The sequence below is a fragment of the Variovorax sp. YR750 genome, assembly GCF_900109805.1.
GTDB lineage: Bacteria > Pseudomonadota > Gammaproteobacteria > Burkholderiales > Burkholderiaceae_C > Variovorax > Variovorax gossypii.
The window spans coordinates 63,962-90,779 of sequence record NZ_FOBJ01000012.1; the positions used below are offsets into that span (position 1 = coordinate 63,962).

General features: G+C 69.3%; 23 protein-coding genes. 13 read left to right on the forward strand and 10 right to left on the reverse strand.

What is annotated here, in order from left to right:
* Positions 1 to 81: 81 nt before the first annotated feature.
* Both BMY35_RS23560 and BMY35_RS23565 read left to right on the forward strand, forming a co-directional pair.
* Positions 82 to 3,390 (forward strand): efflux RND transporter permease subunit, encoded by a 3,309-nt coding sequence (locus tag BMY35_RS23560; RefSeq protein ID WP_093204483.1) that lies wholly within the window; start codon positions 82 to 84, stop codon positions 3,388 to 3,390.
* 13 nt (positions 3,391 to 3,403) lie between these two features.
* Complete coding sequence (locus tag BMY35_RS23565) at positions 3,404 to 4,903, forward strand: efflux transporter outer membrane subunit (RefSeq protein ID WP_093204486.1); 1,500 nt, start codon at positions 3,404 to 3,406, stop codon at positions 4,901 to 4,903.
* 87 nt (positions 4,904 to 4,990) lie between these two features.
* On the opposite strand, the gene BMY35_RS23570 is transcribed toward BMY35_RS23565, so the two are convergent.
* Complete coding sequence (locus tag BMY35_RS23570; RefSeq protein WP_093204929.1) at positions 4,991 to 5,356, reverse strand: SPW repeat protein; 366 nt, start codon at positions 5,354 to 5,356, stop codon at positions 4,991 to 4,993.
* A 149-nt stretch (positions 5,357 to 5,505) separates the two neighbouring features.
* On the opposite strand from BMY35_RS23570, the gene BMY35_RS23575 reads away from it, so the two are divergent.
* The 5 genes from BMY35_RS23575 (at position 5,506) to BMY35_RS23595 (ending at position 10,732) form a co-directional block, all read left to right on the forward strand.
* Entirely contained in the window at positions 5,506 to 6,294 is a 789-nt protein-coding gene (locus tag BMY35_RS23575; protein ID WP_093204488.1) for an alpha/beta hydrolase, read from the forward strand.
* A gap of 82 nt (positions 6,295 to 6,376) precedes the next feature.
* A complete protein-coding gene (locus BMY35_RS23580; protein WP_093204491.1) occupies positions 6,377 to 6,958 on the forward strand; it encodes a TetR/AcrR family transcriptional regulator in 582 nt (193 codons plus the stop codon).
* Between the two features lie 48 nt (positions 6,959 to 7,006).
* Entirely contained in the window at positions 7,007 to 9,277 is a 2,271-nt protein-coding gene (locus tag BMY35_RS23585; RefSeq protein ID WP_093204492.1) for a xanthine dehydrogenase family protein molybdopterin-binding subunit, read from the forward strand.
* Positions 9,278 to 9,314: 37 nt separating this feature from the next.
* Positions 9,315 to 9,776, forward strand: coding sequence for a (2Fe-2S)-binding protein (locus BMY35_RS23590; RefSeq protein WP_093204495.1), 462 nt, complete (start codon positions 9,315 to 9,317; stop codon positions 9,774 to 9,776).
* Positions 9,777 to 10,036: 260 nt separating this feature from the next.
* The gene (locus BMY35_RS23595) at positions 10,037 to 10,732 is read left to right on the forward strand and encodes a GntR family transcriptional regulator (protein ID WP_177227980.1); all 696 of its coding nucleotides are present in this window, start codon (positions 10,037 to 10,039) and stop codon (positions 10,730 to 10,732) included.
* A 12-nt stretch (positions 10,733 to 10,744) separates the two neighbouring features.
* Here BMY35_RS23595 and BMY35_RS23600 read toward each other — a convergent pair whose 3' ends face one another.
* Positions 10,745 to 11,611: a MurR/RpiR family transcriptional regulator gene (locus BMY35_RS23600; RefSeq protein ID WP_093204500.1), complete on the reverse strand. Its 867-nt coding sequence runs from the start codon at positions 11,609 to 11,611 to the stop codon at positions 10,745 to 10,747.
* A 179-nt stretch (positions 11,612 to 11,790) separates the two neighbouring features.
* Here BMY35_RS23600 and BMY35_RS23605 point away from each other — a divergent pair, with 179 nt between their 5' ends.
* From BMY35_RS23605 to BMY35_RS23615, 3 genes are read left to right on the forward strand one after another with little or no spacing between them, the layout of a single operon-like run.
* Complete coding sequence (locus tag BMY35_RS23605) at positions 11,791 to 13,137, forward strand: aspartate aminotransferase family protein (protein ID WP_093204502.1); 1,347 nt, start codon at positions 11,791 to 11,793, stop codon at positions 13,135 to 13,137.
* Positions 13,138 to 13,192: 55 nt separating this feature from the next.
* The gene (locus tag BMY35_RS23610) at positions 13,193 to 14,104 is read left to right on the forward strand and encodes a transporter substrate-binding domain-containing protein (RefSeq protein WP_093204505.1); all 912 of its coding nucleotides are present in this window, start codon (positions 13,193 to 13,195) and stop codon (positions 14,102 to 14,104) included.
* A 17-nt stretch (positions 14,105 to 14,121) separates the two neighbouring features.
* A complete protein-coding gene (locus tag BMY35_RS23615) occupies positions 14,122 to 14,775 on the forward strand; it encodes an aspartate/glutamate racemase family protein (protein ID WP_093204508.1) in 654 nt (217 codons plus the stop codon).
* Here the strand turns inward: BMY35_RS23615 and BMY35_RS23620 are convergent.
* Positions 14,767 to 15,648 carry a hypothetical protein gene (locus tag BMY35_RS23620; RefSeq protein WP_093204511.1) on the reverse strand — a complete coding sequence of 294 codons (882 nt, stop codon included), beginning with the start codon at positions 15,646 to 15,648 and terminating at the stop codon, positions 14,767 to 14,769. The two genes, BMY35_RS23615 and BMY35_RS23620, sit on opposite strands and share 9 nt — an antisense overlap.
* Positions 15,649 to 15,797: 149 nt before the next feature.
* Here BMY35_RS23620 and BMY35_RS23625 point away from each other — a divergent pair, with 149 nt between their 5' ends.
* Complete coding sequence (locus BMY35_RS23625; protein ID WP_093204513.1) at positions 15,798 to 16,625, forward strand: undecaprenyl-diphosphate phosphatase; 828 nt, start codon at positions 15,798 to 15,800, stop codon at positions 16,623 to 16,625.
* A gap of 15 nt (positions 16,626 to 16,640) precedes the next feature.
* On the opposite strand, the gene BMY35_RS23630 is transcribed toward BMY35_RS23625, so the two are convergent.
* On the reverse strand, positions 16,641 to 17,459 hold the full coding sequence (locus BMY35_RS23630) for an IclR family transcriptional regulator (RefSeq protein WP_093204515.1): 819 nt from the start codon (positions 17,457 to 17,459) through the stop codon (positions 16,641 to 16,643).
* Between the two features lie 114 nt (positions 17,460 to 17,573).
* Between BMY35_RS23630 and BMY35_RS23635 the strand changes: the two genes are divergently transcribed.
* A complete protein-coding gene (locus tag BMY35_RS23635) occupies positions 17,574 to 18,548 on the forward strand; it encodes a Bug family tripartite tricarboxylate transporter substrate binding protein (RefSeq protein ID WP_093204517.1) in 975 nt (324 codons plus the stop codon).
* Between the two features lie 11 nt (positions 18,549 to 18,559).
* Positions 18,560 to 20,908: a cytochrome P450/oxidoreductase gene (locus BMY35_RS23640; protein WP_093204520.1), complete on the forward strand. Its 2,349-nt coding sequence runs from the start codon at positions 18,560 to 18,562 to the stop codon at positions 20,906 to 20,908.
* 4 nt (positions 20,909 to 20,912) lie between these two features.
* Here the strand turns inward: BMY35_RS23640 and BMY35_RS23645 are convergent, their stop codons facing one another.
* The 6 genes from BMY35_RS23645 to BMY35_RS23670 form a co-directional block, all read right to left on the reverse strand.
* Positions 20,913 to 22,649 carry a sensor histidine kinase gene (locus BMY35_RS23645; protein WP_256229383.1) on the reverse strand — a complete coding sequence of 579 codons (1,737 nt, stop codon included), beginning with the start codon at positions 22,647 to 22,649 and terminating at the stop codon, positions 20,913 to 20,915.
* Between the two features lie 80 nt (positions 22,650 to 22,729).
* Positions 22,730 to 23,446: a response regulator transcription factor gene (locus tag BMY35_RS23650; protein WP_093204525.1), complete on the reverse strand. Its 717-nt coding sequence runs from the start codon at positions 23,444 to 23,446 to the stop codon at positions 22,730 to 22,732.
* Positions 23,447 to 23,517: 71 nt separating this feature from the next.
* Positions 23,518 to 24,114, reverse strand: a complete 597-nt coding sequence (locus BMY35_RS23655) for a GNAT family N-acetyltransferase (protein WP_093204528.1) — start codon at positions 24,112 to 24,114, stop codon at positions 23,518 to 23,520.
* Positions 24,115 to 24,176: 62 nt separating this feature from the next.
* A complete protein-coding gene (locus tag BMY35_RS23660; RefSeq protein WP_093204530.1) occupies positions 24,177 to 24,980 on the reverse strand; it encodes an SDR family NAD(P)-dependent oxidoreductase in 804 nt (267 codons plus the stop codon).
* Between the two features lie 95 nt (positions 24,981 to 25,075).
* Entirely contained in the window at positions 25,076 to 25,456 is a 381-nt protein-coding gene (locus tag BMY35_RS23665; RefSeq protein ID WP_093204533.1) for a YciI family protein, read from the reverse strand.
* A 48-nt stretch (positions 25,457 to 25,504) separates the two neighbouring features.
* Positions 25,505 to 26,758 carry an RNA polymerase sigma factor gene (locus BMY35_RS23670; RefSeq protein WP_093204535.1) on the reverse strand — a complete coding sequence of 418 codons (1,254 nt, stop codon included), beginning with the start codon at positions 26,756 to 26,758 and terminating at the stop codon, positions 25,505 to 25,507.
* Positions 26,759 to 26,818: the final 60 nt, after the last annotated feature.

Here is a 26,818-nt window from a genome sequence, read left to right on the forward strand (position 1 = left end):
CGAAGCAAAGAAAAGTAGGTCGCCTGCCGGGGCGAGACCCGGCCTCCGCCCTCCGCAAGGAGCGCAGCGGGAGCAGCAGCAATGAACCTGTCGCTCCCCTTCGTCCGCCGCCCCATAGGCACAGTCCTGCTAACCATCGGAGTAGCACTAGCCGGCATAGCCGCCTTCTTCGTCCTGCCAGTCTCCCCCCTACCGCAGGTCGACTACCCAGTCATCTCGGTAAGAGCCTCCATCCCCGGAGCCAGCCCCGAAACGATGGCCACCAGCGTAGCCACCCCGCTGGAGCGCCACCTGGGAACAATCGCCGGCGTCAACGAAATGACGTCCACCAGCTCGGTAGGCTCCGCCCGGGTCACCCTGCAGTTCGACCTCAGCCGCAACATCGACGGCGCGGCAAGAGAAGTGCAGGCCGCCATCAACGCGAGCCGAGTCGACCTGCCTGCCACGCTGAGAAGCAACCCGACCTACCGCAAGGCCAACCCGGCGGCTTCGCCGGTCATCATCCTGGCCCTCACGTCGAAGACGAAGACGCCGGGCCAGATCTACGACGCCGTCTCGAACATCGTCAGCCAGCGCCTTTCGCAGGTCGACGGCGTGGGCGACGTGGAGATCGGCGGGGGCTCGCTGCCGGCCGTGCGCATCGAGCTGCTGCCGTTCGCGCTCAGCCGCTACGGCATCAGCACCGACGACGTGCGCGCCGCCATCCAGGCTTCGAACGCCAACCGGCCGAAGGGGCTGGTGCAGGGCGACGGGCGCAAGCTGCAGATCTATACGCAGACGCCGGCCCTGCGCGCGAGCGACTACGCGCCGATGGTGATCGCCTGGCGCAACGGCGCGGCGGTGCGGCTGCAGGACGTGGCGGAGGTGCTCGACGGCGTGGAGGACACGCGCACGCTGGGCCTGTTCAACGGCGAGCCGGCGATCATCGTGCTGATCACGCGGCAGCCCTCGGCCAACATCATCGAGACCGTGGACAGCGTGCGCGCGCTGCTGCCCGAGCTGCAGGCGCAGCTGCCGCCTGACGTGACGCTGCAGGTGGCGTCTGACAGCACCAACTCCATCCGCGGCTCGCTGCGGGAGGTGGAGCTCACGCTGGTCATTTCCGTCATCCTGGTGGTGCTGGTGGTCAGCCTGTTCCTGCGCAGCGTGCGCGCGACCATCGTGCCCGCGGTGGCGACGGTGGCGGCGCTGCTGGGCACCTTCGGGGTGATGTACCTGCTGGGCTTCAGCCTCAACAACCTGAGCCTGATGGCGCTCACGGTGGCCACCGGCTTCGTGGTGGACGACGCCATCGTGGTGCTGGAGAACACCAGCCGGCACATCGAGTCGGGCATGACGCGCATGAAGGCGGCGCTGCTGGGTGCGAAGGAGGTGGGCTTCACCGTGCTGTCGATCAGCGTGTCGCTGGTGGCGGTGTTCATTCCGCTGCTGTTCATGGGCGGGCAGGTGGGGCGGCTGTTCCGCGAGTTCGCGGTGACGCTGTCGGCGGCGGTGCTGATCTCGCTGGTCATCTCGCTGACCACCACGCCCATGATGTGCGCCTGGATGCTCAAGCCCGGCGGCGAGCGAGACAAGAACAAGCCGCAGGGCCCTGTATCCCGAGTATTGGGCCGCATCGCCGCGCGCAGCTACGACTGGGTGCTCAAGCGCTACGAGCACAGCCTCGACTGGGCGCTCGACAGCAAGGCGCTGGTGATGATCATCCTGGTGGCGGTGGTCGGGCTCAACGTGTATCTGTTCAGCGCCGTGCCCAAGGGCTTCTTCCCGCAGCAGGACAGCGGTCAGCTCAACGGCGGGCTGCGCGCCGACCAGAGCATCTCGTCGCAGGCGCTGGCCGAGAAGCTGCGGCAGGTGGTCGACATCATCCGCAAGGACGAGGCGGTCGACACCGTGGTGGGCTTCACCGGCGCGGGCCGGGCGGGAGGCGGCTTCATGTTCGTCAACCTGAAGCCGGCCAGCCAGCGCAAGGACAGCGGCCTGGCCGTGATCGCGCGGCTGCGACCCCAGCTCAACCAGGTAACCGGCCTGCGGGTGTTCCTGGGCACGGTGCAGGACGTGCGCTCGGGCGGGCGTTCGAGCAACTCCACCTACCAGTACACGCTCAAGAGCGACAGCCTCGCCGACCTGCGCACCTGGGCGGTGAAGCTGGCCGACGAGCTGAAGATGCAGCCGGTGCTGACCGACATCGACACCGACCAGGACCAGAACGGGGTGGAGACGGTGGCCAAGGTCGACCCCGACAGCGCACGCCGGCTCGGCCTGACTTCCACGGCCATCGACAACGCGCTGTACAACGCCTTCGGCCAGCGGCAGGTGGCGACCATCTACACCGAGCTGAACCAGTACCACGTGGTGATGGAATGGGCGCCGCGCTACACGCGCGGGCCGAACGCGCTGAGCGACGTGTACGTGCCGGCCACCAAGACATCGGTGGTGGCGGGGCAGACCGTGACCACGCAGGTGGCGGCGAGCACGACGACGGGTTCTTCCGCGTCGTCTTCATCCTCGTCATCGTCTTCTTCGTCGTCATCCAGCACGGCCAGCAGCAGCTCCGTGCCGGTGTCGGCCAACCCGGCGCTGCGCAATGCCTCGTCGGGCAACGTGCTGAGCAACACGGCCACCGCGCTCGTGCCGCTGTCGGCGGTCGCGAAGTTCGAGGAGCAGTCGGTTGCCACCTCGGTGAGCCACGAAGACGGCGAGCTGGCCACCACCATCTCGTTCAACCTCGCCGAAGGCGCCAACCTTGGCGACGCGCGCGAGGCCATCGCCAAGGCCGAGGCCAACATCGCCATGCCCACCAACGTGCGCGGCTCCTTCGCAGGCACCGCGCTGAGCGCGCAGCAGTCGCAGGGCCAGCAGGCGATGCTGATCCTGGCGGCGCTGATCGTGATCTACATCGTGCTGGGCATCCTGTACGAGAGCCTGGTGCACCCGATCACCGTGCTGTCGACGCTGCCCTCGGCCGGCGTGGGCGCGGTGCTGGCGCTGCTGATGTTCCGCATGGAGTTTTCCATCATCGCGCTGATCGGCGTGTTCCTGCTGATCGGCATCGTGAAGAAGAACGCCATCCTGATCATCGACTTCGCGCTCGAAGCCGAGCGCTCGCGCGGGCTCACGCCGCTCGAAGCCGTGCGCGAGGCCTGCCTGCTGCGCTTCCGCCCGATCCTGATGACCACGCTGGCGGCCGCGCTGGGCGCGCTGCCGCTGGCCATCGGCTTCGGCGAGGGCGCCGAGCTGCGCCGGCCGCTGGGCGTGGCCATCATCGGCGGGCTGATCGCTAGCCAGCTGCTGACGCTGCTGACGACGCCGGTGGTCTACCTGCTGCTCGACAAGCTGCGCCGTCGCGGCAAGCATGAGCACGAGCTGAGCAAAGTCGCGCCGCAAGCCTGAGAACAACATCGCCATGAACGCATCGTTTTCCCTTTCCTCCCTTCGCGCGAGCCGCTTTCCGCTCTCGGCGCTTGCCTTGGCTGCCGTGCTCGCGGGCTGCGCCGTCGGCCCGCGCTATGAGCAGCCGACCACCGCGGCGTCCGTCAACTGGAAGGAGCAGAAGGCGGCCGAAGGCTGGCTGCCTGCCGCGCCGGCCGATGCGCTCGACCGCGGCGAGTGGTGGAAGCTGTTCGGCGACGCCAAGCTCGACGAGCTGGCCGGCCGCGTGCAGGTGTCGAACCAGAACATCGCCGCGGCGGTGGCCAACTACTCGCAGGCCCAGGCGCTGGTGCGCGGCGAGCGGGCGGCGCTGTTCCCGTCGGTGTCGCTCGACGGCAGCGGCAAGCGCTCGGGTACCGTGGGCGGCAGCAGCACGTCGAGCCCGACCAACGCCTTCTCGGCCACGCTGGGCGCCAGCTGGACGCCGGACGTGTGGGGCCGCCTGCGCGAAGCCGTGAGCAGCGCGCAGGCGAACGCCCAGGCGAGCGAGGCCGACCTGGCCGCCGCGCGCCTGTCGGCCATCGGCGACCTGGCCACCAACTACTTCTCGCTGCGCGAGGCCGACGCCGAGATCGTGCTGCTCGACGAAACCATCCAGGGCTACCAGCGGGCCTTCGAGATCACGAGCAACCGCTATGCGGCGGGCATTGCCGCGCAGACCGACGTGCTGCAGGCGCAGACGCAGCTCGTCAACGCCAAGGCCGAGCGCGTGGGCCTGCAGCGCACCCGTGCCACCTACGAGCATGCGATTGCCGCGCTGCTGGGCGTGGCTCCGGCCGACTTCAGCCTGCCGGCCGCGCAATGGACTCCCACGGTGCCCGGCGTGCCGCTGGGCGTGCCTTCGACGCTGCTGCAGCGTCGGCCCGACATCGCCGCCGCCGAGCGCTCGGTGGCTGCGGCCAATGCGCAGATCGGCATTGCGCGCGCGGCCTACTTCCCGAACATCAGCCTCACGGCTTCGGTGGGCAGCAACGCCAGCCGCGTGAAGGACCTGTTCAGTTCCGCCAACTCGCTGTGGTCGCTGGGCTTCTCGGTGGCGCAGGTGGTGTTCGACGCGGGCGCCATCGCCGCCAACGTCGACTCGGCCAAGGCGGCCTACGAGTCGAGCGTGGCGCGCTACCGCCAGACCGTGCTCACGGCCTTCCAGGCGGTGGAAGACCAGCTCACCGCGAGCGCGACGCTGGCCGAGCAGGAGGGCTTTCGCCGGGAGGCATCGGCCGCGGCCGACAAGACCGAGCAGCAGCTGCTGAACCGATATCGCGCCGCGCAGGTGAGCTACACCGACGTGGTCACCGCGCAGGCGGCCGCGCTGAGTGCGCGGCGCACGCTGGTGCAGCTGCAGGTCAGCCGCCAGACCACGGCCATCGCGCTGATCCAGGCGATGGGCGGGGGCTGGCAGGCGGAGTGGATGGGCGGCGGCAGCGCCGGCGCGGAGCCGGCAGCACCTCGACCCGCCGCTCCCCGCACGCAGTGAGCGGCTGATCGAAGTAGAGGCCCGGCATCGGCGCGAGCGCCTTGCCGGACCTGGCCGCGCTATCGGCAGCGCGTGCCGGTTGTCAGGTCAATGCGCCGGGCGGTCGATGGTGTGGCCCAGGTAGTCCTTGTCGGTCACGAGCACCCACAGCGCAAGCACCAGGATCACCGCGGCGACCAGCACCGCATTGACCATTGCCGTTTCATTGCTGCGGAAGCCGAGTACCCAGGGCGACACCGCGAGCCAGGCCGCCAGCCCGACCTCGGTCCATTCTTCCCACTGTCGTGGCACGAAGGTCGCACCCAGCGCCACCGCGCCGAGCACTATGCCGGTCGCCACCATCGTCCACATGGCGGGTGTCATGCCCGAAAAGCCCAGAACCCAGGGCGAGACGATCAGCCAGGCGCCGGCTACGGCGTTGACGGGGTCTTGCCAATGCTTCACTTGCTTCATGGTCATAGCCTCCTGTCGCGACAAGTCGCCGCGACAGCGGTTGGACTTCGGGTTCCGTGGAAGGGTTCCGTGGGGGAGGGCGGGGCTCCCGGCGACGGCGGCGCGGGCTTAGCATCCGGTCTCGACGTCACCCTCCCGGGAGATCTCCCATGCGCTCATGCAGGTACTGGATCGCGGGTTTCCTGATCGCACTGGTCGTGCAGGCCCATGCGCAGACCACGCAGAAGGTGGTCGACATTCCCACCAGGCCCGGCGTGACGCAGCGGATGCTCGTGCTGTCGCCGCCGGAAGCGAGGGCCGCGGTGGTGCTGCTCGCGGGCGGGCACGGCGGGCTGCAGATCTTTCCCAACGGCTCGTTCAACTGGGGCGCCGGGAATTTCCTCGTTCGCACGCGGCAGCTGTTTGCGGACCGGGGGCTGATGGTCGCGGTGGTCGATGCACCGTCCGACCGGCAGAGCCCGCCCTTCCTGAGCGGCTTTCGCCAGAGGCCGGAGCACGCGGCCGACATCAAGGCGGTCATTGCTTGGATGCGCGAGCAATCGAAGGTGCCCGTGTGGCTGGTGGGCACCAGCCGGGGCACGCAGTCCGCGGCCTACGTCGCCACGGAGCTGGCGGGCCCTGAAGGACCGGACGGCATCGTCCTGAGCTCGACCATCCTCACCGACAACAGGGGACGGCCCGTTCCGGCGATGCCGCTGGAGAAGATCCGCGTTCCCGTTCTCGTCGTGCATCACGAGCAGGATGGCTGCGCGCTCTGCGCCTTCTCCAACGTGCCAGCCCTCATGGAGAAGCTCGGCAACTCGCCGAGGAAGGAACTGCTGAGCTTCAAGGGCGGGGAGAACCGGGGCGATCCGTGCGAGGCCATGGCGTATCACGGCTTCAACGGGCTCGAAGGCGAAGTCGTTGCGCAGATCGCCGCCTGGATTCTTGCCAGGTAGGCCGCTTGAGGCCGCTTGCACGCCGTCGGAAGGCGTTTCTATAATTGAGTATGTACTCAATCAATAAAGGCCGCCGCTAGCCATGGCCAGACCCCGGAGCGAAGACAAGCGCAACGCGATCCTCGACGCGGCCATCGCCGAGTTTGCTGTTCGCGGTGCATGGAGCACGCCCACCTCGGCCGTCTCGCGCGCCGCGGGCGTGGCCGAGGGCACGCTGTTCACCTACTTCGCGAGCAAGGAAGTGCTGGTCAACGAGCTCTACCGCCAGCTGAAGACCGAGCTGGCCGAAGTCATGCTCGCCGACTGGCCCGAGGAGGCCGACCCCAAGACCAAGTACCGCCACGTCTGGGACCGCTACGTGTACTGGGGCGTCGACAACCCGGAGAAATTCAAGGTGATGTCGCAGCTCAAGGTGTCCGACCAGGTGAGCGACGAAAGCCGCGCGGCCGGCATGGCGCCGTTCCTGCGGCTCGAGGTGCTCTCGACGGACTGCATCAAAAAGAAGCTGATCCGCGACCAGCCGCTGCCATTCCTCGGCGCGATGTTCGGCGCGATGGCCGAGACCAGCATGGCCTTCGTCGCGCAGGCAAGCGACAAGAAGGCCGGTGCCGCCTATTGCGAGGCCGGCTTCGAGACTTTCTGGCGCGGCATCGCCGAAAGCTGACCCGGCGCGCCGGAGCTAAAAAAGATTTCCCCACGAAAGAACCACGTCATGCCCAAGCTCAAACGCCGTCATTTCGTTCTCGGCACGGTAGGGGCCGTCGGCGCCCTCGTCGTCGGCTGGTCTGCCACGCCGGCCGCCCCGCGGCTCGTGCCCGCCCAACCGTTGTCCACCGCCCCGGGGCAGGTCGCGCTCAATGGCTGGGTCAAGGTGGGCAGCGACAACACGGTCACGCTGATGATGTCGCAGTCGGAAATGGGGCAGGGCACGCACACCGGCCTGTCGATGCTGCTCGCCGAGGAGATGGGCGCCTCGCTCGAGCAGATCCGCCACGAGACGGCCGGCTCCGACGCCATCTACAACAACCAGGCGGCGATCCTCGACGCGCTGCCTTTCCGGCCCGGCGACGAGGGCGCGATGAAGCGCTCCACGCAGCACGTGGTGGGCAAGCTGCTGCGCGCGATCCCGGGGCTTTCGGGCACGGGCGGTTCCTCGAGCATCACCGACCAGTGGATGCCGCTGCGCGAGGCGGGCGCATCGGCGCGCGTCATGCTGGTGGGCGCCGCGGCCGCGCTGTGGCAGGTGCCGGCGGCCGAATGCCGCGCCGAGGCGGGGCGCGTGCTGCACCAGGCGAGCGGCAGGAGCGCCAGCTTCGGCGAACTGGCCCCGAAGGCCGCTCAGCAGCCGCTGCCGGCGCAGGTGGCGCTGAAGAAGGCGGCCGACTTCAAGCTCATCGGCCAACCCGCGCGGCGTGTCGACGGCGCGGCCAAGCTCGACGGCTCCGCCATCTTCGGCCTCGACGTGTTGCCGCCGGGCCTGCTGTACGCGAGCATCGCGATGTGCCCGACCACCGGAGGCCGCGTGGCGAGCTTCGACGCCACCGCCGCGCAGAAGCTGCCCGGCGTGCGCAAGGTGATGGCGCTCGATCCGGTCGGCGCCACCCTCATCGGCACCGGCGCCACGCCGGGCGGCGTGGCCGTGATCGCCGATACGCCGTACCACGCGATGCGCGCGGTGAAGGCGCTCCAGATCGAATGGGACCACGGCCTGGCCGCCAGTCTTTCGAGCGCGGAAATGGTCGAGCGCCTGTCGCAGACGCTGCGCGCCAAGCCCGGCAACGCCCGGCTCGACGACGGCGACGTGGCCGCGGCGCTTCGCTCGGCGGCGAAGACCATCGAGGCCGAGTACCGCGTGCCCTTCCTGGCCCACGCCACCATGGAGCCGATGAACTGCACCGTGCAGTTCAAGGACGGCGCGGCAACTGTCTGGGCGCCGACGCAGGCGCCGGGCTTCACGCGCGGCGCGGTGGCCAAGGCGCTGGGCATCGATACCGCCAAGGTCGACCTGCATGTGACCTACCTCGGCGGCGGCTTCGGCCGGCGCTACAGCACCGACTTCGTCACGCAGGCCGCCACGCTGGCGCGCGAGACCGGGGGCGCGCCGGTGCAGCTCTTCTGGTCGCGCGAGGAGGACATGGCGCACGACTTCTACCGGCCGGCCTATGTCGCGCGCTGCAGGGCGGGCTTCGACGCCGCCGGCGCGCTGGTCGCCTGGCAGACCACCACGGCCGGCTCGAGCATGGGCGCGCCCTCGCTCATGGACACCGCCACCGACGGCGCCTGGAACACGGCCTACGCCTTTCCCAATGCGCGCGTGGCCCACGAGCCGGTGGAATCGGCCATGCCAACGGGCGTGTGGCGCTCGGTCGCGCATTCGCAGAACGCCTTCTTCGTGGAAAGCTTCATCGACGAATGCGCGGCCGCCGCCGGCAAGGACCCGGTGGCCTTCCGCGCCGCGCTGCTATCGAAAGACGAGCGCCACATGCGCGTGCTGAAACGCGTGGCCGAGCTGTCCGGCTGGGGCCAGCCGCCCGCGGCAGGGCCCGACGGGGCGAAGCGGGCGCGAGGCCTCGCGATCCATCGTTCCTTCGGCAGCATCGTCGCCCAGGTGGCCGAGGTGTCTGTCTCGCCCGAGAAGCAGCTGCGCGTGCACCGCGTGGTCTGCGTCATCGACTGCGGCGTGGCCGTCAACCCGAACCTGGTCCGCCAGCAGATGGAAGGCGCCATCGTCTACGGCCTCTCGGCCGCGCTGCACGGCGAGATCACGGTCGAGAAGGGCCAGGTGCAGCAGAGCAACTTCCACGACTACATGCCGCTGCGCATGAACGAGTGCCCCGTCATCGAGGTCGACATCGTCGCCGGCAGCGAGGAGCCCGGCGGCGTGGGCGAGCCCGGCACGCCGCCCATCGCGCCGGCGGTGGCCAACGCCGTCTTCGCGCTCACCGGCCAGCGCCTGCGCAGCCTGCCGCTGCGCCTTGTCTGATTCCCGACATTCGTACCTTTTACGCAAGAGAGACGCCATGACCACCACGATCACCGTCAACGGCAAGACCACCACCGTCGATGCCGAGCCCGACACGCCCCTGCTGTGGGTGCTGCGCGGCGAAATGAAGCTCGTCGGCACCAAGTTCGGCTGCGGCAAGGCCCTGTGCGGCGCCTGCACCGTGCACCTCGACGGCGAGGCGGTGCGCTCCTGCGTCACGCCGGTCGAGGCCGTGGGGGCCCGCGAGGTCACCACCATCGAGGGGCTGAAGGGCAAGGAAGCCGACGCCCTGCGCCAGGCCTGGGCCGAGGTCGACGTGGTGCAGTGCGGCTACTGCCAGAGCGGCCAGCTGATGTCGGCCTGCGCGCTGCTCAGGAAGACGCCGAAGCCCAGCGACGAGGACGTCTCCAGCGCCATGAGCGGCAACATCTGCCGCTGCGGGACCTACCCGCGGATCCGGGCCGCGATCCATCTCGCGGCCGGGTCGGTGGCTGGCTGACGGCAGGGCCTTCTGCAGGGCCCGGGAGGGGCCCGAAAGCCGGAAAGGGGCGGGCTAACGCTTTCGGCTACATGTATGTTTACAAAAATTAAGAAAATTTCCGTAATCATCGAAAAAGTCGCGAAATAAAATTTTTACGGAAACAGGGGATATGAAGCTTTTGTACGCCGCCGTACCATCCGCGCGGCCCGCTTCCGGCCGCCCCCAGTTCCCGATTTTCGATGACTCCCCCAGACCCTTCCCGGACACGAGCGTTGACCGTGGCCGAAACGCTGCGCGACCGAATCTTCGACGGCGAGATCGCGCCCGGCTCCCACTTGATGGAGATCACGCTGGCCAATGAGCTCGGCGTGTCGCGCACGCCCGTGCGCGGCGCCATGGCGCGGCTGGCCGACGAGGGGTTGCTGGTCTACCTGCCCAACAAGGGCTTCCAGGTGCGCCGTTTCAACGCCAAGGACGTCTTCGACGCCTTCAGCGTGCGCGCCACCCTGGAAGGCATGTGCTGCCGCCTGATTAGCGAGCGCGGCCTGGACGGCACGGCCCTGTCGCAGCTGACGGCCATGCTCGACGAGCAGCACGAACTCCTGCACCACACCGGGGAGTGGAGCGAAGGCCGGGCGGCGCGGTGGCAGGACCTGAACCTGGCCTTCCACCGCAAGCTGCTGGCCCTGGCGGACAACCGCTGGCTGACCGAGGCGGTGCAGCGGGCCAGCCAGCTGCCGCTCATCTTCGACAGCAAGCTGCGGCCCCACAACCGCGATGCCTCGATGCTGCTGCACCGGCACGAACAGGCCCTGCAGGCGCTGGCGGAGCACTGCCGCATCGTCGAATCGCTGGGCCGGCAGGAAGCCTCCGAATCCGAAGCCTTCATGCGCGACCACATCAACACCAGGCGCGACATGCTGGTGCTCTACCTGAACCAGAAGAACCCCACCCGCACCCGGGCGCTGGTCTGACCCCATCGCTTCCTATCCGCCGCGCACCGCCGGCGCCGTGAGGTAGGCCCCCGACTCGAACAGCTGCGCCTCGGCCTGGTCGATGCGGCGGATCACCGGCTTGCCCGCGCGGCTGGCCAGCAGCTCGACCAGCGCTTCCGTCACCGCCACCCCGGCGGCGACCGAGGGGAAGAACGAGGGGCTGTGGATCGTGAACAGCAGCGTCTCGTCCGCCAGCAGCGACAGCGGCGAAGCCTCGCTGTCGGTGATGGCGACGATGCGGCAGCCCGCCGCCTTGGCGGCCTGCGTCACCTGCAGCGCCTCGCGGGAGTAGGGCGCGAAGCTCGCCACCACCAGCGCATCGCCCTTGGCGAAGGCGCGCTGCTGCATTTCCAGCGAACCGCCCTGGCCGTCGACCAGGTGCACGCTGGAGCGGAAGAGCCGGTACACGTAGACGAAGGAAAAGGCGATCGGAAAGCAGGCCCGGAAGCCGGCGGCGTGCACGGCCGGCGCCTTCTCGATCAGCGCGCAGGCCTTCTGCAGCGCCTGTCCGCTCTGCTGGTGCGTGGCCTCGAGATTGCGGCGCTGCACCTCGAACATCTCGCCGGTCAGCGTCTGGTCGCTCGCCCGGCCGACGAGCTGCTTGGCGCGCCCGCCATAGGTCTCGGAGCCCAGCCCCATGTCGGCGGCGAAGGCCTCCTTGAGCTGCGGCCAGCCCTCGAAGCCCATGTGCTGCGCGAAACGCACGAGGGTGGCGGGCGTGCTCTGCGAGCGCGTGCCCACGTTGCGCATCGAGCCCGTGACCACCTCGTTGGGGTGGTCGAGCACGTAGCGCGCCACCTGCTGCAGGGCAGGGCTCAGTTCGTTGAAACGCTGGCGGATCTGTTCCTTCGCGCCCATGGTCGTGTCTCTTTCGGCTGTTGTTGGAACAAATGTACCGGAGGCGGCCCGCCGCAGCTGTTGCCGTAACAGTTGACGGAACAAATGTTCCAAACAATAATTCAATGGAAACGTTAGTTCCATCCAGCATTCAACAGAACCCGACCCAACCCAACCCGAGCCCCGGATCGCCAGCCGCCATGACGCACGTCTTCCACCGCCACCTCCGCCAGACCCCGCCCGTCGCCGTGAGCTCCCACGGCATGTTCATCCGCGACGCCGAGGGCCGCGAATACCTCGACGCCTCGGGCGGCGCGGCCGTGTCGTCGCTGGGCCACGCGCACCCGGAGGTGATGGCCGCCATGCACGCCCAGATCGACAAGCTGGCCTACGCCCACACCAGCTTCTTCACGAGCGAAGTGGCAGAGCAGCTGGCCGACGAGCTGATCGGCTCCGCCCCCGAGGGCATGAGCCATGTCTACCTGGTGAGCGGCGGCTCCGAGGCGGTGGAATCGGCGCTGAAGATGGCGCGGCAGTACTTCGTGGAAATCGGCCAGCCGCAGCGCACCCACTTCATCGCGCGCCGTCAGAGCTACCACGGCAACACGCTGGGCGCGCTCGCCGTGGGCGGCAACGCCTGGCGGCGCGAACCCTTCGCGCCCATCCTCGTGCCCGCCACGCACGTATCGCCCTGCTACCCGTACCGCGAGCAGCGCGTCGACGAGAGCGCGGAGCAGTACGGCCTGCGCCTCGCGGCCGAACTGGAGGCTGCCATCCTCGCGCAGGGCGCCGACCGCGTGATCGCCTTCGTGGCCGAGACCGTCGGCGGCGCCACCGCCGGCGTGCTCACGCCGGTGCCGGGCTACTTCAAGGCCGTGCGCGCGGTGTGCGACAAGTACGGCGTGCTGCTGATCCTCGACGAGGTGATGTGCGGCATGGGCCGCACCGGCTCGCTGCACGCCTGCGAGCAGGAGGGCGTGGTGCCCGACCTCATGACCGTCGCCAAGGGCCTGGGCGGCGGCTACCAGCCGGTGGGCGCGGTGCTGGCGCAGCGCCGCATCGTCGAGGCGATGTCCAAGGGCAGCGGCTTCTTCCAGCACGGCCACACCTACCTCGGCCACCCCATGGCCTGCGCCGCCGCGCTCGCGGTGCAGCAGGTGATCCGCCGCGACGGGCTGGTCGCCAAGGTGCGGGAAGACGGCATCGCCTTCGGCGCGATGCTGGCCGAGGCGCTGGGCGCGCATCCGCACGTGGGCGATATCCGCGGCCGAGGCTTCTTCTGGGGCATCGAGCTGGTGGCCGACCGCGCGAGCAAGACGCCGTTCGATCCGGCGCTGAAGGTCAACGCCACCGTCAAGAAGGACGCCATGTCGCGCGGCCTGCTGTGCTACCCCTTCGGCGGCACGGTCGACGGCCGCCAGGGCGACCACGTGCTGCTGGCGCCGCCCTTCATCGCCACGCGGCAGGACCTGCAGGAGATCGCCGCACGCCTCGCGGCCTCCATCGACGCGGTCACGCGCGCGGCAGCGACCGCAGCGGCGCGCTGAGCGCTACCACTTTCCCGTTCGTTTTTTCTTCAACCATCGTTCCGAGGAGCGTTCCATGCCCAAGCTTCGTCCGCTGTTTCCCTTCGTCGCTGCGCTCGCGGCAGTCTTCACCGCCCTCGTGCCGCTCACGGCCGCGCAGGCCCAGGAAAACGACACGCTCGCCAAGATCAAGGCCAGCGGCTCCATCACCTTCGGCTACCGCGAATCGTCCTTCGGCTTCTCGTACCTCGACGGCAACCTCAAGCCCGTGGGCTACAGCATCGAGATCTGCAACCGCATCGTCGAGGCGGTGAAGAGCGAACTGAAGATCCCGGCCGTCGAGATCAAGTACCAGGCCGTCACCTCGGCCAACCGCATTCCGTTGGTGCAGAACGGCACGGTCGACATCGAGTGCGGCTCCACCACCAACCTCGTCGAGCGGCAGAAGCTGGTGGCGTTCTCGCCGGACATCTTCCGCTACAACGTGCGCATGCTGGTGAAGGCCGATTCGGGCATCAAGAGCATTGCCGACCTGCAGGGCAAGACGGTGGCCACCACCAGCGGCACCACCTCGTTCCGCCTGCTGCGCGAAGCCGACCGCGGCCGCAACCTGGAGGTGAACAGCCTCGCGGGCAAGGACCACAGCGATTCCTTCCTGCTGGTGGAAAGCGGCCGCGCCCAGGCCTTCGTGCTCGACGACATCCTGCTGGCCGGCCAGATCGCGAATGCGCGCAACCCCAAGGACTTCATCATCACCGGCGAGAGCCTGCGCACCGAGAACCAGTCGCTGATGTTCCGCAAGGACGACCCGGCCTTCAAGGCGCTGGTCGACCGCGTGGTCTCGGGCATGATGAAGTCGGGCGAGATGGAGAAGCTCTATGCCAAGTGGTTCATGTCGCCGATCCCGCCCAAGGGCATCAACATCAACTACCCGCTGAATGCCGAGACGAAGGACGCCTTCGCGAATCCTTCCTCCAAGGGCATCTGAACTCTTGCCTTGAATCCATGACCCGCATTGCCCTGATCCACGCGCTCTCGCATTCCGTCGCGCCCATCAACGAAGCCTTCGCGCGCGACTGGCCGGCGGCCGTGCGCATGAACCTGCTCGACGACAGCCTATCGGCCGACCTGGCGCGCAACGGCAAGGGGCTCGACGACGTCATGCACGAGCGCTTCCAGCGCCTCGCGCAGTACGCGGTCGACACGGGCGCGCAGGGCATCCTCTTCACCTGCTCGGCCTTCGGTCCGTGCATCGAGGCGGTGGCGCGGCGGCATGCGGGCATTCCGGTGCTCAAGCCGAACGAGGCCATGATCGACGAGGCGGTGCAGGGGCAGGGCAGGCTGGGCCTGATCGCCACCTTCGCGCCCACGCTGGCATCGATGCCGCCGGAGTTTCCTTCGAACGTCGCGCTCGAAACCGCGCTGACCGAAGGCGCGCTCGACGCCCTGAACGCAGGCGATACCCAGCGGCACGACGCGCTGATCGCCGCTCAGGCTGTCGCGCTGAAGGAGCGAGGCTGCACGCGCATCGCGCTGGCGCAATTCAGCATGGCGCGGGCACGCGAGGCCTGCGAGGCCGCCAGCGGCCTGCCGGTGCTCACCACGGTCGACAGCGCGGTGCGCGCGCTGCGCCGGCGCACCGGGGCTGGCTCAGCGTAGGCGCGAGCCTTCGATCACCGAGAACAGCGCCGTCATCGCGATCTGGGCCGCGTCGCTGCGCCCCAGGTTGCGGACCAGGCCGGTCTCGCGGTCGGTCGCTTCCAGCCCCTGCGACAGGCGCCGGTAGATGTCCGCCGAGGGCATGCACGCCGAAGTGCCCAGCGCGTCGCAGTACGTGTCGGCGAGCACGCCCGCGAGCTGCTCGCTCTGCTCGTTCGAGAGCTTCATCGGGTCGCCCGCGAACACGACGGCGATGCAGTGCATCAGGTAGGCCTGCGTCTCGAGCGAGAACGACTGCTGCCGCACGTAGCACTCCATGGCTGCCCAGAAGAGCGGCTCGGAGGTGCGGCGCCAGCTCTCGAGCACCTTGCGCGCCTTGGCCACCAGGTCGGCATGCGTGTCGCCGGGCTCGGTGGGCCGCAGCGCCAGCCCCTGCAGGGTGAGCGCGGCCTCGGAGCCGGCTGCGCCGAGGATGAAGCTCCAGAACTTCCAGCGGGCGTACCACTTCTTGTCGTGCGCGGGGTCCAGCGGCTCGAGCAGCCAGAAATCGATGCTCTGCACGGCGTCGCCGCGCTGCTCGGCCACGTGGCCGTCGCCCAGGTCCAGCGTTGCCATGCCCGACTGCATGCGGTCGGCCGCGATGTGCCCCTGCGCGACGATGCCCGCGCTGGAGCCCGCGCGGTCGATGTCGAGCAGCCGCTGCATCAGCTGCTGCAGTTCGTGGGCCGATGCGCCCGTGGCCTCGACCACGCGCCGCATCGAGGCGCGCTGCTCGCGTTCGAGGTCCTGGGCGTTCTTGCGGCGGTCCTCGCCGTGGTCGTCGAAAGTCGACGCGTGTTCTTCCAGCCTGTCGCCGCGCGTGAACGTTCGCATTACCGATAACTCCTTCGGGCATCTCTGACACACCCTGAGACGTCACTGTGTGTCAATGGATGGGGCCTGAACATCACCGAAACAGGGGATGCTGAGCCGAGGCTGACCTGTCCCCTCGTGATAATGACTGCACTTGAAAAGGAGTACGCGTGGATATTGTTTTGCTGGCCAAGGCCGCCGTCATGGGCATCGTCGAGGGTCTCACCGAATTTCTCCCCATCTCTTCGACCGGCCACCTGATCCTTGCGGGCTCCCTGCTCGGCGGCTTCGGCGACAACCGGGGCAAGGTCTTCGAGATCGCCATCCAGACCGGCGCGATCTTCGCGGTGATCCTGGTCTACTGGCAGAAGATCCGATCCACCGTCGTGGCGCTGCCGCGACAGCCGAAGGCGCAGCGCCTGGCGCTCAACATCTTCATCGGCTTCCTGCCCGCCGTAGTGCTGGGCCTGTTGTTCGGCAAGGTCATCAAGGAGCACCTGTTCATTCCGACCGTGGTGGCCAGCACCTTCATCATCGGCGGCTTCATCATCCTCTGGGCCGAGAAGCGCCCACCCGGATCGGTGCGCGTCGAGCATGTCGACGACATGACGCCGTGGGACGCGCTCAAGGTCGGCCTGGTGCAGTGCTTCGCGATGATCCCGGGCACCAGCCGCAGCGGCTCGACCATCATCGGCGGCATGCTGCTGGGCCTCTCGCGCCAGGCGGCCACCGATTTCTCGTTCTTCCTCGCCATTCCGACGCTGATCGGCGCGGGCCTCTACAGCATCTACAAGGAGCGCGCGGCGCTGTCGATGGCCGACGTGCCGCTGTTCGCGGTGGGTCTGGTGTTCTCGTTCATCAGCGCCTGGCTGTGCGTGCGCTGGCTGCTGAAGTACATCAGCAGCCACAGCTTCATTCCCTTCGCCTGGTACCGCATCGCCTTCGGCATCCTGGTGCTGGCCACTGCCTGGACCGGCACGGTCGTCTGGGCCGAGTGATCCGGCCCTGAAACTTCAGTCCGTCGAGTCCGCGGCGCCCAGCAGGGCGCTCGCGGCCTTCGCTTCCCGCCGCACGGCCGCCGCAATGGGGCCGTCGATGGCCGGATCGAAGCCGCCGGTGGCACCCAGCGCGGTGATCACGGCGCAGACCCTCCCCGCATAGTCGTAGACCGGCGCCGCCACGGCGCTGATGCCGCGCAGGTAGGTGTCCTTCACACTGGCGCAGCGCGCCTGCCGCACCTCGCGGCGCAGCTGGCCGATCGGGTCTTTCGCGTCGAGCTGCGCGCGCATTTCCGGCGTGGCCTCGCCCAGCTCCTGCTCGGCCAGCGCGAGCACGCGCGATTCGTCGAGCAGGCCCAGGAAGGCGCGGCCGGTGGCCGACCACAGCATCGACATCACCGAGCCGGCGCGCACGTTCACCGTGACCGGCAGGCCGGGCTCCTCGAAGCGCACGATGGTCGGGCCCTTGTTTCCCATCACCGCCACGAAGCAGGTCACCTCCAGCGATTCGCGCAGCCGGATCAGGCAGGGCTCGGCCGCGCGGATCGGGTCGGCCTGCCGCATGGCAGCCAGGCCGATCTGGATCGCCTCCGTGCCCAGGTAGTAGTGCTGCGAGGCGGCGTCCTGCAGCACGAGGCCCGCTTCCATCAGGCTGGCGAGGTAGCGGTGCACCTTCGCCGGGCTCTCCACGACGTGCGCCGACAGCGCGGTCAGGCTACTGCGCCCGCCCAGGTGCGCCAGCCCCTTGAGCACGGACATGCCGGTTTCGGCGGATTGCACGCGCTGGCGGCGCTCGCGGGCGGGGGAGGAATCGGATGGCGAGGGCTGGGTCATGACGCTCGGATGTTAGGTGCTCGGTCGATGTGGCCGGGTAAACCCGCGATCCATGAATTACGCAATGCGTATGATAATTACGCAATACACAAAATCCAGTACGGAGACTCCCTCATGAAGAAGCAATTCGTCCGCTGCCTCGCGGCTCTTTCGCTGGCTGCCGTCGCCGCCGGCGCCGGCGCCCAGCAGGCCTTTCCCGCCAAGCCGATCCGCTGGATCGTTCCCTACGCGGCCGGCGGCGGCTCCGATTTCCTGGCGCGCACGGTCGCGCAGACGCTGTCCACCCAGGTCGCGCAGCCGGTGCTGGTGGACAACAAGCCCGGCGGCAACACCGCGCTGGCCGCCGCCGAGACCGCACGCGCGCCGGCCGACGGCTACACGGTGCTGTCGGCCGACAACGGCACGCTGGTGTTCAACCCCGCGCTCTACAAGTCGCTGAGCTACAGCCCCACCAAGGACCTCGCGCCCGTCACGCTGATGGGGAAGTTCCCGATGATCCTGGTCGTCGGCGCCAACTCTGGCTTCAACTCTGCCAAGGACTTCATCGCCCAGGCCCGCGCCAAGCCGGGCGGCATCAACTACGCCTCGGCCGGTGCGGGCAGCCCGCACCACCTGGCGATGGAGCTGCTGAAGGTGGAAGCCAAGCTCTTCATGGTCCACGTGCCGTATCGCGGCGCGGCGCCCGCGCTGGCCGACGTGGTCGGCGGGCAGCTGCCGGCCATGATGGTCGACCTGGCCGCCGGCTCCGGCTTCATCAAGGGCGGCAAGGTGAAGGCCCTGGCGGTCGCCAACCCGACCCGCCTGCCGCAGCTGCCCGACGTGCCCACCTTCGCCGAGCTCGGCTACAGGAACGTCGAGGCCGCCGCATTGGTCGGCGTGGTGGTGCCCTCGGCCACGCCCGCCGACGTGGTGAACACGCTCAACCGCCAGCTCGTGGCCGCCATCAACGAGCCCTCGGTGCGCACGCGCATGGTCGACTTCGGCGTCGAGCCGGTGGGCAACACGCCCGCGCAGTACGCCGCGCTGCTCAAGAGCGAGACCGAGCGCTGGCACAAGCTGATCCGCGACCTGAAGATCACCCTCGACTGAACCTGCCCGCCATGTCCGATACCGCCACGTCCCCACGTACCTCCGGCTGTCCCGTCGCGCACGGCCCGCTGTCTTCCGAGCGCACGCCCACCGGCTGCCCGGTGAGCCAGCGCGCCGCCGGCTTCGATCCCTTCGAGGACGGCTACCAGCAGGATCCGCCCGAGTACGTGCGCTGGGCGCGCGAGCAGGAGCCCATCTTCTTCAGCCCGAAGCTGGGCTACTGGGTGCTCACGCGCTACGAGGACATCAAGGCGGTGTTCCGCGACAACATCACCTTCAGCCCGTCGATCGCGCTGGAGAAGATCACGCCCACCGGCGAGGAGGCCAACGCGGTGCTGGCCTCGTACGGCTTCGCGCTCAACCGCACGCTGGTGAACGAGGACGAGCCCGCCCACATGCCGCGCCGCCGCGCGCTGATGGACCCCTTCACGCCCGAGGCGCTGAAGCACCACGAGCCCATGGTGCGCGAGCTGGCGCGCGAGTACGTCGACCGCTTCATCGACGACGGCCGCGCCGACCTCGTCGACCAGATGCTGTGGGAGATCCCGCTCACCGTGGCGCTGCACTTCCTCGGCGTGCCCGAGGAAGACATGGACACGCTGCGCAAGTACTCCATCGCGCACACCGTCAACACCTGGGGCCGCCCCAGGCCCGAGGAGCAGGTGGCGGTGGCGCACGCGGTCGGCAACTTCTGGCAGTACGCCGGCAAGGTGCTCGACAAGATGCGGCAGGACCCCGACGCGCCCGGCTGGATGCAGTACGGCATCCGCAAGCAGATGCAGCACCCCGAGGTCGTGACCGACTCGTACCTGCACTCGATGATGATGGCCGGCATCGTCGCCGCCCACGAGACCACCGCCAACGCCACGGCCAACGCGGTGAAGCTGCTGCTGCAGCACCCGCAGGTGTGGCGCGAGCTGTGCGAGGACCCCGGGCTCATTCCCAACGCGGTGGAAGAGTGCCTGCGCCACAACGGCTCGGTGGCCGCGTGGCGCCGCATGGTCACGAAAGACACTCAGGTCGGCGGCGTCGACCTGCCGGCCGGCTCGCGCCTTCTGATCGTCACCTCGTCGGCCAACCACGACGAAGGGCATTTCTCCGATGCCGACCTGTTCGACATCCGCCGCGACAACGCCAGCGACCATCTCACCTTCGGCTACGGCTCGCACCAGTGCATGGGCAAGAACCTGGCGCGCATGGAGATGCAGATCTTCCTCGAGGAGTTCACGCGCCGGCTGCCGCACATGCGCCTTTCCGAACAGCGCTTCACCTACGTGCCGAACACCTCGTTCCGCGGGCCCGAGCACCTGTGGGTGGAATGGGATCCGGCGGCGAACCCCGAGCGCGCGAATGTGGGCCTGCGCGACGTGCGCGTGCCGGTGCGCATCGGCGAGCCCTCGGCGCATTCCATCGCGCGGCCGGTGGTGGTGCAGAGCGTGACGCCGGTGGCCGACGGCATCGTCAAGCTGCGCCTCGTCTCGCCCGACGGCAAGGCATTGCCCCGCTGGACTGCCGGCGCGCACATCGACGTGGAATGCGGAACGCCGGAGCTGTCGCGCCAGTACTCGCTGTGCGGCGACCCCGACGACACGGGCGCGTTCGAGATCGCCGTGCTGCACGAGCCGGACGGACGCGGTGGCTCCGCGTGGGTGCACGCGAACGTGAAGGAGGGCGACCGGCTGCGCATCCGCGGCCCGCGCAACCACTTCAGGCTCGACGAGTCGCTGAAGAAGGCGATCTTCATCGCCGGCGGCATCGGCATCACGCCGGTGAGCGCGATGGCGAGGCGCGCCAAGGCGCTGGGCATGGACTACGAGCTGCACTACAGCGGCCGGAGCCGCGCGAGCATGGCCTTCGTAGACGAGCTGGCCGCGCTGCATGGCGATCGCCTGCACGTGCATGCCGCCGACGAGGGCCGGCGCAACGACCTGCGGGCGCTGCTCGCGCAGCCGGTGCAAGGCGCGCAGGTCTACGCCTGCGGCCCGCTGCGCATGCTCGAGGCGCTGGAAGACTGCTGCGCCGCCTGGCCCGAGGGCGCGCTGCGCGTGGAGCATTTCGAGTCCACGCTGGCCACGCTCGATCCGTCGAAGGAACACGCCTTCGAGGTGGAGCTGAAGGATTCGGGCCTCGTCCTCACCGTGCCGCCCGACCAGACCCTGCTGACCGCGCTGCGCGCCGCGAACGTCGACGTGCAGAGCGATTGCGAAGAAGGCCTGTGCGGCTCCTGCGAGGTGCGCGTGCTCTCCGGCAAGGTCGATCACCGCGACGTGGTGCTCACGCGGGTGGAGCGCGATGCCAACACCAAGATGATGTCCTGCTGCTCGCGCGCCTGCGAGGGGCGGCTGGTGCTGGAGCTTTGAAGTCTCAGCCGGCCAGCGGCATGCGCAGCGCCACACTGGTTTCGCCAGGGCGGGACTGCAGATGCAGTTCGGCGCCGAGGCGGCGCGCCCGCGTGCGCAGGCTGCGCAGTCCGGCGCCGGCCGTCTGGTCCTCGACGGCGAAGCCGCGCCCGTCATCGCGCACGCTGAGCTGAAGCTCGGCGCCCGCGCGCGCCACCGTCACGTTCACGCGCCGGCTCGCGCTGTGCTTGAGCACGTTGGTCAGCGCCTCCTGCAGGAAGCGCATCAGGTCCAGGCTCTGCGAGGGCGGCAGCTCCAGGGTTTCGATGCCGGACACCTGCCAGCGGCAGTCGATGCCGTTGGCATCGAGCAGCTCCGAGCTGCGGTGGCGCAATGGCACCAGCAGTTCGCCGAGCGCGCGGGCGCCGTCGTCGCGGCCGGTGGCATCGATGATGAGCCGCAGGTCGTCGCGCAGGCGCTTGAGCATGGCGAGCAGCTCGGGCGCGCTGAGGTTCTCGGGCTTGCGCTCCAGCGTCGCGATGCTGCCCACCAGCATGCCGCCCAGGCCGTCGTGCAGGTCGCTCACCAGGTTCACGCGCTCGCCGATGCGCGCGTGCGCGAGTTCCAGCGCATGCTGCTGCGCAAGCGTGGCCGCCAGCTCGGCCTTGGCCGCGTTCACTTCCTCGATCAGCTCGGTGTTGAAGTTCTCGATGCGGCGCAGGCTCTGCGCGAAGCGCGCGGCCTGCGTCAGTGCCATGCCCAGCAGCAGCACGTACGACGACATGTTGGTGTAGTAGATGTTGCTGTCGATCACCTGCGTGAACACCAGCAGGTCGTGCGCGCCCGTTACCGCCGAGAGCGCCATGAAGGGCGCGATGGAGCGCACCGGGCTGCCGCGATGGCGCCAGCCGTACACGAGGGCGCAGCTGTTCACCACGATGACCGTGAGGCCGCCCACCAGCGTCCAGATGGCGCGGTGCACCGCCAGCGATGGTTCGGGCGCCAGCCACAGGTCGAGCACACCGGCCAATGCCACCAGCGCGGCCGCGCCTTCGAGCCGGGGAAGGCGGCGCCCGCAGTAGCGCAGCACGAACAGCAGGTATGACACGCTGAACACCAGCAGCAGCGAAGTGTTGAGCGCCTGCCAGTGGTGGTTGGAGCCGAACGGCCAGGGGCTGGTCGCGATCTGGTTGTAGGCGAACAGCAGCCACAGCACCGACATCACGGCGAACCAGCCGTAGGCCGTCTCGCGCCGGCGCAGCCACCACCAGGCCGCGAAGAAGGCCGAGACCGCCGCGCTGACCGCGAGGCCCAGCACCTGCAGGTCGCGCCGCACCAGCCGTTCGCGTTCGAAACGCGACTGAATCGCCGCCGGCTCGCCGATCTCGACCGGCCCCAGCCCCGCCTGGTAGGGTGCCAGCCCCGACACGCGCACCAGCAGCGTGTTGGTGCCGGGGTTGAGCAGCGGCGGCGCCAGCAGCCAGTAGCGCGGCGTGTTCCAGGCGCGCGTGAGCGGCTCGACCAGGCTTTCGTCGCGCGAGATCGTCGTGCCGTTGAGCGAGACCTCGCCGGCCATGTTCAGGTAGTTCAGCAGCAGGCCGGCTTCATGCACCTGTTCGGGCTGCTTCCACGTGAGGCGATACCAGACCACGCCATCGAAGCCGGGCCAGCGCGTGGCCCAGCTGTCGGGCAGGGTCACGGGCGTCCAGCCTGCGGCGGGCGGGGCTGTGTCGTTCCAGCCGGCGCCGCGCACGGCCTCCACGCGCAGTTCGGGCGCGGCCGTCGCGGTTGCCCGTGCGAGGGCCGGGCAGGCCGCGAGAAGAAGCAGAACGATCGCGCCGGTCAGCGCAGCAAGCCATGCCTTCGCGCTTCGAAGACGGCTTCGGTGCGCGAGCTGACGGCGAGCTTGCGGTAGATGTTCTTGGTGTGGCATTCCACGGTCAGTCTGGAGATCGAGAGCGACTCGGCCATGTCGCGGTTGCTCAGCCCCTGCGACACGAGCTCGAGTATCTTGCGCTCGCGGCGCGTCAGCGCGGCCGGTGCGTCGGCCGCCGCCGCGTCGCCTGCCGGCGGCGCGGGCGCGTCGGCCGGCGGCTGGTGCGTGGCCAGCCAGCCGAGGATGTGGCGCGCGATGCTCGGATCGATGGGCGCGCCGCCCTGTTCGATGCTGCGCAGCGCGATGCCCAGCTCGATGTCGTCGCGCTCCTTCAGCAGGTAGCCGATGGCACCGGCGCGCAGTGCCGCGAAGATGATCTCCTCGGTACGCCAGGCCGAGATCACCACCGCCGGGATGGCCGGCCGGTTCGCCTGCAGCCAGCCGATGAGTTCCACACCGCTGCCGTCGGGCAGGCCGATGTCCACGAGCACCACGCCGTAGTCGTGCCCGTCGAGCAGTTGCCGGGCGCCGGCGACGCTGTCGGTCACCGCGATGCGGCTCTCGTCGCAGCCGAGCGACGACAGCACGTGGCGCAGGCGCTCCTGCATGGCCGGCTCGTCCTCGACGATCAGCGTGGGGCTCAGTGAAACGGGTTCGGCGTCTTCGACGGGGAGAGAGGACATGCGGCGGATTCTTCGGCCAGGCTGACGCGGCGAGTGGAGCGTATCTACTTATTTTCCCGTTTTGCTGCCAACTACTGCCGCGCCGGCCTGCACATGATCAGGTAGGCCGAATTCGTGACCGGCTCCAGGTGCTCCGCCGCGCCCCTGAAGCCCAGCCGCTCGTAGAAGGCCACGCTGCGCGGCGTGAAGGTCTCCAGGAAGCAGGGCACGCCCGCCGCGTCGGCCTCGGCCAGCGTGGGCGCCAGCAGCCGCGCGCCCAGTCCGCGCCCCTGCGCGGCCGGCGAGATGCCGAGGATCGACAGGTACCAGGCTTCGGGCGGCACCGCGGCCGGCGAGCGCGCAGCCATGAAATCGACGATGCGGCGGTAGTTGTCGTGGCCGCGCGGGCCCAGTGCGCCGGCGAGGTATTCGCCCTTCGCCGCCGATTCGGTTGCATCGACCGCATCGGCGCGAGGCAGCAGCCAGGCGGCCGCGCCGAGCCGGGCATCCCCGGCCGTGAGGTAGCGGCCGGTGCGCGATGCCTCGCCCAGCGAGTAGGCGAAGTAGTCGGCGAGCACCGCCTTGCGGGCCGGCATGTCGTGCTCGAAATCGACGGAGATCGCCAGGTAGAACGGATCGACGATCAGGGCGTCGGCCAGCGCGGGCGCTGACGGGAAGTCGGGCTGCATGCGGAATCGGCAAGGTTCGGGAGTGACCCGGGCGATTCTAGGGAGCCCGCTCGAGCACGGCCTCAGTCCAGCGTGATGCCCCCGCTCAGGTTGAGCACTGCGCCGGTCATCGCGGCGGCGCCCGCGGAGGCCGCGAACAACGCGGCGGCCGCCATCTGGTCCAGCGAAGGCAGCCGCTCCACCAGCAGGCCGGGCGGCTTGGCCGCGAGCATCTGCTCGACCGTGAGCCCCATGCTCTCCGCAGCCGGCCGGAAAACCTCGCGGGCGTGCGAGCCGGCCGTCACAGCCTCGGGAATGGCGTGCGAGCGGATGCACACGGTGCGGATGTTGAAGGCCGCCAGCTCGCCCGCCATGTGGCGCGAGAGCGCCTCAACGCCTGCGCAGGCGACCGCGTGGCCCAGGTAGCCCGGGCCCGGCAGGCGCGAGGCGGGCGTCGACACCGAAAGAATCACGCCGCCGCCGCGCTTCGCCATGTGCGGTGCCACGGCCTTGGCCGTGAGAAAGCAGGCGCGGGTGTAGGCCTGCACGGGAAGAAAGAAGTCTTCCAGCGCCAGCGCCGCGAGCGGCGTGCCCTGCACGTGCATGACGCCGATGGCGTTGAGCGCGATGTCGATGCCGCCGGCGCGCCCGGCAACTTCTGCGGCATGGCGCAGCATGGCCTGCTCGTCGAGCGCATCGACCACGGCAGCCTCGGCACGCCCGCCCTCGGCCTCGATGGCCCGCGCCGCCGCGTCTAGCCTGGCGCGGTCGCGCCCCGTGATGAACACCCTGGCGCCCTCGCGCGCAAAGGCGCGGGCCACCGCGCCTCCGATGGCACCGCTGCCACCGTGAACCACCACGCACTTGTCCTTGAATGTCTGAGGCATCGTCTTCTCCTTGGTTTGCCGCCCGCGAAATGCGTGCGTTCCAGCCAAGGACGGGCAGCGGCGGCCCGATCCGACAACGCCGTCAGTTTTTTCTTTCAGACCCGCGGAATGCGCGCCGGGATCACGCCCGGGTCGTACCAGGTGACCGGCCGGATCTCGAACACGCCGCCCTCGAAGGCCAGCCGGTGCGCGGCATGCGTGGCTTCTTCCACCGACTCGCATTCCACGACGTAGATGCCCATGAGCTGCTCCTTCGTCTCGGCGAAGGGGCCGTCGGTGACCAGCGGATGCAGGTCGCCCGCTCGGCGCACCGTGCTGGCCACGTTCGGCATCAGCCGCAGCACGGTGCCGAGCTTGCCCTGTCCCTGGAGGTCCTCGCGCAGGTCGGTGTGGCGTTCGAGCATCTCCTCTTCGACGCCGGGCTCCCAGGCGGCCACCGTGGATTCGGAGCCGTAGATGAGGATGGAATAGAGCATGGTCTTCCTTTTCTTTCCGTGGTTCGTGGCGGGCGGGGTGGGTTCGGATCAGCCGGGCGTGCCGAGGCGGTCGAGCATCGCGCGGATGTGCGCGGCCTCGGCGGCGGTGCGGGCCATGCCGAGGGCGCGCGCGAATGCGGCCCGGGCTTCGTCGGCGCGCTCCAGCTGCATCAGCAAAGCGCCCTGCAGCCCGTGGAAGTGGAAGTAGCCGTCCAGCGCGCCCGCCAATGGCTCTGTCAGCGCCAGCGCGGTCTGCGGTCCGTGCAGCTTGTGCACCGCCACCGCGCGGTTCAACGTGACGACCGGCGAGGGCTGCAGGGTTTCGAGCGCGGCGTAGAGCCGGTCGATCTCGGCCCAGTCGGTGTCTTCGGCGCGCGCGGCCTGGGCATGGGTGGCGGCGATGGCGGCCTGCAGCTGGTAGGGACCGGGCTTTCGCTGCCGCAGCGCGCCTTCGACCAGCGCCAGGCCTTCGTCGATGAGCGCGCGGTTCCAGCGCGCGCGGTCCTGGTCTTCCAGCAGCACGACCATGCCGCCGGCGTCGAGCCGCGCGTCGGCGCGCGCATGCTGCAGGAGGAGGAGGGCGAGCAGGCCCGTCAGCTCGGGCTCGCCGGGGAACAGTTCGAGCAGCAGGCGCGCGAGCCGTATCGCCTCTTCGCAAAGCGCGGCGCGCACGTGCTCCTCGCCGCCGCTGGCCGAATAGCCTTCGTTGAAGAGCAGGTAGACGGTGGTGCACACAGCCGCCAGTCGCTCGTCGCGCTCGCGCCGGCCCGGCGTGTCGAAGGGGATGCCGGCCGTGGCCACGCGTTTCTTGGCGCGGGTGATGCGCTGCTCCATCGCGCTTTCGCCGACCAGGAAGGCGCGCGCGATCTCGTGCACCGACAGGCCCGAGACGATGCGCAGCGCCAGCGCGATCTGCTGCGTCAGCGGCAGCTCGGGATGGCAGCAGACGAAGAGCAGGCGCAGCACGTCGTCGCGGTAGTGCGCCTGGTCGAGCTGCTCGACGAGGGCGGCTTCGGTGTCGTCAAGGTCGGAGACGAGCGCATCGTCTTCGGGCAGCGGCTCGTGCTGGCCGCGCCGGCGCACTTCGTCGAGCGCCGCGTTGCGCCCCACGAAGATCAGCCAGGCCAGCGGGTCGCGCGGCGGGCCGCTCTCGGGCCAGTGGCGCAGGGCGCGCAGGCTGGCCTCCTGGAAGGCTTCCTCGGCCGTGTCGAGCTCGCGGAAGTAGCGCAGCAGCGCTGCCACGGCGCGCGGGCGCGAGGCAGTCAGCGTGGTGGCGATCCAGGCGGTGTCGGCGTCGGTCATGCGGTGCGCTTGTTTGTCCTTCGTTCCTGCTCACCCAAGGACGCACCAGTATGCGTCGCG